The sequence below is a fragment of the Enterobacter sp. BIDMC93 genome, from assembly GCF_001037805.1.
In the GTDB taxonomy this organism is placed as follows: Bacteria; Pseudomonadota; Gammaproteobacteria; order Enterobacterales; family Enterobacteriaceae; genus Enterobacter; species Enterobacter hormaechei_C.
Map to the genome: position 1 here is coordinate 581,025 of NZ_KQ089962.1, position 6,602 is coordinate 587,626.

The window sequence follows — 6,602 nt, forward strand, 5'->3', positions numbered from 1 at the left end:
ACGCTTATCCGGCCTACAGATCACCGTGCGGTAAGTAAAACGCCGCACTCCATATGGTGCGTATACGGGAACTGATCGAACAGCGCCAGACGTTCAACCTTGTGCGTCTGGCTTAATGTTTCCAGATTCTTGCACAGCGTCTCCGGGTTACAGGAGATGTACAAAATACGCGGGTACGCCTGCACCATCTTCTCGGTTTCGCTGTCCAGGCCACTGCGCGGCGGATCGACAAAAATTGTCTCACACTGGTAGCTCTTCAAATCAATCCCTTGCAGGCGGTTAAACTCGCGTACGCCGTTCATCGCCTGGGTAAATTCTTCTGCCGCCATACGAATAATTTGTACGTTATCAATATGGTTAGCGGCGATGTTGTACTGCGCGGCGGCCACCGACGGTTTGGCGATTTCCGTCGCCAGCACGCGCTCGAAATTACGCGCCAGCGCCAGCGAGAAGTTGCCGTTACCGCAGTAGAGCTCCAGCAGATCGCCCTTAGACCCTTCTGTCGCCTTCAGCGCCCACTCAAGCATCTGCACGTTCATGGCGGCGTTCGGCTGGGTGAAGCTGTTCTCTACCTGACGGTAAACCATCTCTTTACCTGCTACCGGCAGACGCTCGTCGATGTAATCCTGGTCCAGCATGATTTTGGTTTTGGTCGCGCGGCCAATCAGGTGCACGTTGATGTTCTGCGCGCGCAGCGCATCGCGCAGGGCTTCTGCCTGCTCGCGCCACTCGTCGGTCAGCGCTTTGTGATAGAGCAGAGAAACAATGGCCTGATTGCTTTGGGTGGTCAGGTAGTCAATCTGGAACAGCTTGTTGCGCAGCACCGGATTATTGCGTACACCGTCGATCATTAGCGTCATCAGCTGGTTGATGAGCTCACTCGCCGCCGGAAAACTGTCTACGCGAATGCGGGATTTCGTCTGCTGATCGAAAATGATGTGGTACAGGTCATCGCCATCGTGCCAGATGCGGAACTCAGCGCGCATACGGTAGTGGCTGACCGGAGAACGAAACACCTCGGGAACCGGCGCGTTGAAAGGCGTCATCATACTTTGCAGGCGGACAACTTTTTCTGCCAGCTGTGCGTCGTACTGTTCTGTCGGGAGGTGTTCGGGGGTCATGATGCGTCCTGAGTGATAAAGAATTACGCGGGGATTGTAGGGATTGTGCAGTGGATGTCCAGATTTAATGGCTAATAGCTATCTGGACATCTATACGTGTCTAATTGTAGCATTCTGTTTCCGGTCTCCTGAGAGTGAAAAGGGAATCCAGTGCAAATCTGGAGCTGACGCGCAGCGGTAAAGACTGGCGGGATGAGAGTTGTAGACACTGTGAAAATGGGAAGTCTTCATCCGTATAACGCCACCCAGCCCGAAGACCTGCCGGGATCACGTCGCATTTGGTTTCATCATCGCGTGCTATCGATGAGGCCTGCGGCATCCTTCTTATATTGTGGATGCTTTAACAATGATTAAAAAAGTATCGCTGTTGACGGCGTTTTCCGTCACGGCATTTTCGGGCTGGGCGCAGGAAAGCGCCGACTCGTTGGTGGTGACAGCAAACCGTTTCGAACAACCAGCAAAAACCGTTCTGGCTCCGACCTCCGTCGTGACCCGTGAGGATATTGAACGCTGGCAGGCAACGAGTGTTGTGGAAATCATGTCACGCCTGCCGGGTGTGGACATCGCACAAAGCGGCGGGATGGGGTCAACCTCTTCAACGTTTATTCGCGGTACGGAATCCCGCCATGTTCTGGTACTGATTGATGGTATCCCCCTGAATAATGCCGGGATCAGCAATGTTCCCGATTTAAGCCAAATTCCGACGTCGCTGATTCAGCGTATTGAGTACATTCGCGGCCCACGTTCGGCGCTGTATGGCTCCGACGCGATTGGCGGTGTGATTAACATCATTACCGGGCGCGACAAGCCGGGTGCGGAAATTTCTGCGGGTGTCGGTTCAAAGGGGTATCAAAACTATAACGGTGCCTTCCAGCAGGTGTTCGATAAAACCAAAATCACCATGGCCGGTGATTATACCTATACCCGTGGTTTTGATATTGCCGCAAAAGATGCCCCGCGCCAGCCAGACCGCGATGGTTTTATGAGTAAATCGCTGTTTGGCTCGGTGGAGCAGCAGTTTACCGACAGCGTCAGCGGATTCGTCCGTGGCTTTGGCTACGATAACCGCTCCGCGTATGACGGTTACGATCACTATGGCGCGACCGGCATTGATGGGCGGCCGGACACGCGTCAGGTTTACAGCCAGAACTGGGACACCGGGTTGCGCTATAACCAGGGTATTTTTCAGTCACAGCTGGTGGCAGGGTATGGCCGTAGCAAAGATCAGAACTATGATCCGAAAAAAGGCCGCTACGCTGACTCCGCAACCATGGATGACGTGAAGCAGTACACCACCCAGTGGCTGAATACGGTTGAAGTGGGTCACGGCAATATCGGCGCGGGTCTGGACTGGCAGAAGCAGAAAACCCAGGCGGGTACGGGCTATCTGGAAAAAGGTTACGAACAACGTAATACCGGCGTGTTCCTTTCGGCGATGCAGCAGTTCAACAGCGTGACGCTGGAAGCGGCGGCGCGTAATGACGATAACTCTAATTTTGGCAATCACGCCACCTGGCAGACCAGCGCCGCATGGGAGTTCATCGAGGGGTATCGCATCATCGGTTCTTACGGTACAGCGTATAAAGCACCGACCATGAGCCAGATCCACAGTAAAGATTACGGTAATCCGGATCTGAAGCCAGAAGAGAGTAAGCAGTGGGAAGGTGGCTTTGAAGGTCTGACTGGGCCGGTAAACTGGCGTGTGACGGGCTATCGTAATGATATCGATAACCTCATTAATAGCGACCCGCGGACTTACCGTTATTACAACGTCGATGAAGCCCGTATTAAAGGAATCGAGGCGACGGCCCAGTTCGACACTGGCCCGGTAGGGCATCAGATTTCTTACGACTACGTCGACCCGCGTAATGCGAAAACTAACGAAGTCCTGGCTCGTCGCTCAAAGCAACAGGTTAAGTATCAGCTTGACTGGCAGGTGTGGGATCTCGACTGGAATCTGGCGTACCGTTATCTGGGCACTCGCTATGACGTTGCCGTTGATCCGAATACCTACGCCACAGAACGCGTGAAAATGGGCGGCGTCAGCCTGTGGGACGTCGCGGTTTCATATCCTGTCACCTCTCATCTCACAGTTCGTGGTAAAATAGCCAACCTGTTCGATAAAGATTACGAGACAGTTTATGGCTACCAAACTGCAGGACGGGAATACACCTTGTCTGGCAGCTACACCTTCTGATCCGCGTCCCACCGTGCTGGTGTTTGATTCCGGCGTCGGTGGGCTTTCGGTTTATGATGAGATTCGGCAGCTCCTGCCGGATCTCCATTACATCTACGCCTTCGATAACGTCGCGTTCCCGTATGGGGAAAAGAGTGAAGACTTTATTGTTGAACGTGTGGTTGAAATCGTCACCGCGGTACAAAAGCGTTATCCCCTGGCGCTGGCGGTCATTGCCTGTAATACGGCAAGCACGGTCTCTCTTCCTGCCCTGCGCGAAAAATTCCCGTTCCCGGTTGTGGGCGTTGTTCCGGCAATCAAACCTGCGGCGCGTCTGACGGCGAACGGCATTGTGGGGTTGCTGGCTACGCGCGGTACGGTAAAACGTCCTTATACGCGTGAGCTTATAGAGCGCTTTGCCAATGAATGCCAGATCGCCATGCTCGGCTCCGCGGAGCTGGTGGAAATGGCGGAAGCGAAACTGCACGGCGAGACGGTATTGCTTGAAGAGCTGCGTCGTATTCTGCGTCCATGGCTGCGGATGCAGGAACCACCGGATACGGTTGTTCTTGGCTGCACCCATTTCCCGCTATTACAGGAAGAGCTGTTAAAGGTTCTGCCTGAAGGGACCCGGCTGGTGGATTCCGGTGCTGCAATTGCGCGTCGGACGGCCTGGCTGCTGGAACACGAGGCGCCGGATGCGAAATCAGCGGATGCGAACATCGCTTTCTGTATGGCGATAACAAAAGAAACCGAACAACTTTTGCCCGTTTTACGTCGTTATGGCTTCGAAACGCTCGAAAAACTGGCGCTGTAGCACGGTTTTGAGCAAAAAAGAGACGGTTGAACGTTTTTTTTCAAAGAGGGGTTGTCAACGTCGGAGAACTCCCTATAATGCGCCTCCACTGACACGGAACAACGGCTTACAAGCCGCCGGGACAGCGGGGTTCAGAGATGAACGCCAACAGAGAAAAGTGAAAATAATTGCTTGACTCTGAATGAGGAAAACGTAATATACGGGACCTCGCAACGATGAGCTGAAAGCCGCGTTGCAACTGCTCTTTAACAATTTATCAGACAATCTGTGTGGGCACTCAAAGTGACATGGATTCTTAACGTCCTCGGACGAAAAATGAATACCAAGTCTCAACGAGTGAACACGTAATTCATTACGAAGTTTAATTCATTGAGCATCAAACTTTTAAATTGAAGAGTTTGATCATGGCTCAGATTGAACGCTGGCGGCAGGCCTAACACATGCAAGTCGAACGGTAACAGGAAGCAGCTTGCTGCTTCGCTGACGAGTGGCGGACGGGTGAGTAATGTCTGGGAAACTGCCTGATGGAGGGGGATAACTACTGGAAACGGTAGCTAATACCGCATAACGTCGCAAGACCAAAGAGGGGGACCTTCGGGCCTCTTGCCATCGGATGTGCCCAGATGGGATTAGCTAGTAGGTGGGGTAACGGCTCACCTAGGCGACGATCCCTAGCTGGTCTGAGAGGATGACCAGCCACACTGGAACTGAGACACGGTCCAGACTCCTACGGGAGGCAGCAGTGGGGAATATTGCACAATGGGCGCAAGCCTGATGCAGCCATGCCGCGTGTATGAAGAAGGCCTTCGGGTTGTAAAGTACTTTCAGCGGGGAGGAAGGCGATAAGGTTAATAACCTTGTCGATTGACGTTACCCGCAGAAGAAGCACCGGCTAACTCCGTGCCAGCAGCCGCGGTAATACGGAGGGTGCAAGCGTTAATCGGAATTACTGGGCGTAAAGCGCACGCAGGCGGTCTGTCAAGTCGGATGTGAAATCCCCGGGCTCAACCTGGGAACTGCATTCGAAACTGGCAGGCTAGAGTCTTGTAGAGGGGGGTAGAATTCCAGGTGTAGCGGTGAAATGCGTAGAGATCTGGAGGAATACCGGTGGCGAAGGCGGCCCCCTGGACAAAGACTGACGCTCAGGTGCGAAAGCGTGGGGAGCAAACAGGATTAGATACCCTGGTAGTCCACGCCGTAAACGATGTCGACTTGGAGGTTGTGCCCTTGAGGCGTGGCTTCCGGAGCTAACGCGTTAAGTCGACCGCCTGGGGAGTACGGCCGCAAGGTTAAAACTCAAATGAATTGACGGGGGCCCGCACAAGCGGTGGAGCATGTGGTTTAATTCGATGCAACGCGAAGAACCTTACCTACTCTTGACATCCAGAGAACTTTCCAGAGATGGATTGGTGCCTTCGGGAACTCTGAGACAGGTGCTGCATGGCTGTCGTCAGCTCGTGTTGTGAAATGTTGGGTTAAGTCCCGCAACGAGCGCAACCCTTATCCTTTGTTGCCAGCGGTCCGGCCGGGAACTCAAAGGAGACTGCCAGTGATAAACTGGAGGAAGGTGGGGATGACGTCAAGTCATCATGGCCCTTACGAGTAGGGCTACACACGTGCTACAATGGCGCATACAAAGAGAAGCGACCTCGCGAGAGCAAGCGGACCTCATAAAGTGCGTCGTAGTCCGGATTGGAGTCTGCAACTCGACTCCATGAAGTCGGAATCGCTAGTAATCGTGGATCAGAATGCCACGGTGAATACGTTCCCGGGCCTTGTACACACCGCCCGTCACACCATGGGAGTGGGTTGCAAAAGAAGTAGGTAGCTTAACCTTCGGGAGGGCGCTTACCACTTTGTGATTCATGACTGGGGTGAAGTCGTAACAAGGTAACCGTAGGGGAACCTGCGGTTGGATCACCTCCTTACCTTAAAGAACCTGCCTTTGCAGTGCTCACACAGATTGTCTGATGAAAAACAGCAGTAAAAAACCTCTACAGGCTTGTAGCTCAGGTGGTTAGAGCGCACCCCTGATAAGGGTGAGGTCGGTGGTTCAAGTCCACTCAGGCCTACCAAATTTTTGCTGATGCTGCGTTGCGGCGACACTCACATACATAAGTATGCTTCGTGTCACCACGCCTTGCCTCAACAAAAATTACCGGTACAGAGGTGACTACGATGGGGCTATAGCTCAGCTGGGAGAGCGCCTGCCTTGCACGCAGGAGGTCTGCGGTTCGATCCCGCATAGCTCCACCATCTTTTACTGCGAACACAAGAAAACTTCAGAGTGAACCTGAAAAGGTGCACTGCGAAGTTTTGCTCTTTAAAAATCTGGATCAAGCTGAAAATTGAAACGACACACAGCTCATGTGTGTTCGAGTCTCTCAAATTTTCGCAATCAGAAGTGAAACATCTTCGGGTTGTGAGGTTAAGCGACTAAGCGTACACGGTGGATGCCCTGGCAGTCAGAGGCGATGAAGGACGTGCT

3 protein-coding genes, 2 tRNA genes, 1 rRNA gene and 1 riboswitch are annotated in these 6,602 nt (G+C 53.2%); of the genes, 5 read left to right on the forward strand and 1 reads right to left on the reverse strand.

Annotated features, from left to right (window positions below; translation table 11 throughout):
- Positions 1–20: 20 nt before the first annotated feature.
- Positions 21–1,121, reverse strand: coding sequence for a tRNA (uridine(54)-C5)-methyltransferase TrmA (trmA, locus tag SK58_RS02710; RefSeq protein WP_003862063.1), 1,101 nt, complete (start codon positions 1,119–1,121; stop codon positions 21–23).
- Positions 1,122–1,225: 104 nt separating this feature from the next.
- A riboswitch (cobalamin riboswitch) is annotated at positions 1,226–1,402 on the forward strand.
- 65 nt (positions 1,403–1,467) lie between these two features.
- Here trmA and btuB point away from each other — a divergent pair.
- The 5 genes from btuB (at position 1,468) to SK58_RS02735 (ending at position 6,370) form a co-directional block, all read left to right on the forward strand.
- Positions 1,468–3,318 carry a TonB-dependent vitamin B12 receptor BtuB gene (btuB, locus tag SK58_RS02715; RefSeq protein ID WP_017694253.1) on the forward strand — a complete coding sequence of 617 codons (1,851 nt, stop codon included), beginning with the start codon at positions 1,468–1,470 and terminating at the stop codon, positions 3,316–3,318.
- Positions 3,263–4,114, forward strand: coding sequence for a glutamate racemase (gene murI, locus SK58_RS02720; protein WP_048219330.1), 852 nt, complete (start codon positions 3,263–3,265; stop codon positions 4,112–4,114). The genes btuB and murI overlap by 56 nt, the downstream gene beginning before the upstream one ends.
- 386 nt (positions 4,115–4,500) lie before the next feature.
- A 16S ribosomal RNA gene (locus SK58_RS02725) occupies positions 4,501–6,042 on the forward strand.
- 70 nt (positions 6,043–6,112) lie between these two features.
- Positions 6,113–6,189, forward strand: a tRNA-Ile gene (locus tag SK58_RS02730).
- Between the two features lie 105 nt (positions 6,190–6,294).
- Positions 6,295–6,370: transfer RNA gene (locus tag SK58_RS02735), tRNA-Ala, on the forward strand.
- Positions 6,371–6,602 lie beyond the last annotated feature (232 nt).

Bases quoted from the DNA above. Each gene is read 5' to 3' on its own strand.
- trmA (WP_003862063.1), bottom strand. From the start codon at position 1,121: ATGACCCCCGAACACCTCCCGACAGAACAGTACGACGCACAGCTGGCA.
- btuB (WP_017694253.1), top strand. From the start codon at position 1,468: ATGATTAAAAAAGTATCGCTGTTGACGGCGTTTTCCGTCACGGCATTT.
- murI (WP_048219330.1), top strand. From the start codon at position 3,263: ATGGCTACCAAACTGCAGGACGGGAATACACCTTGTCTGGCAGCTACA.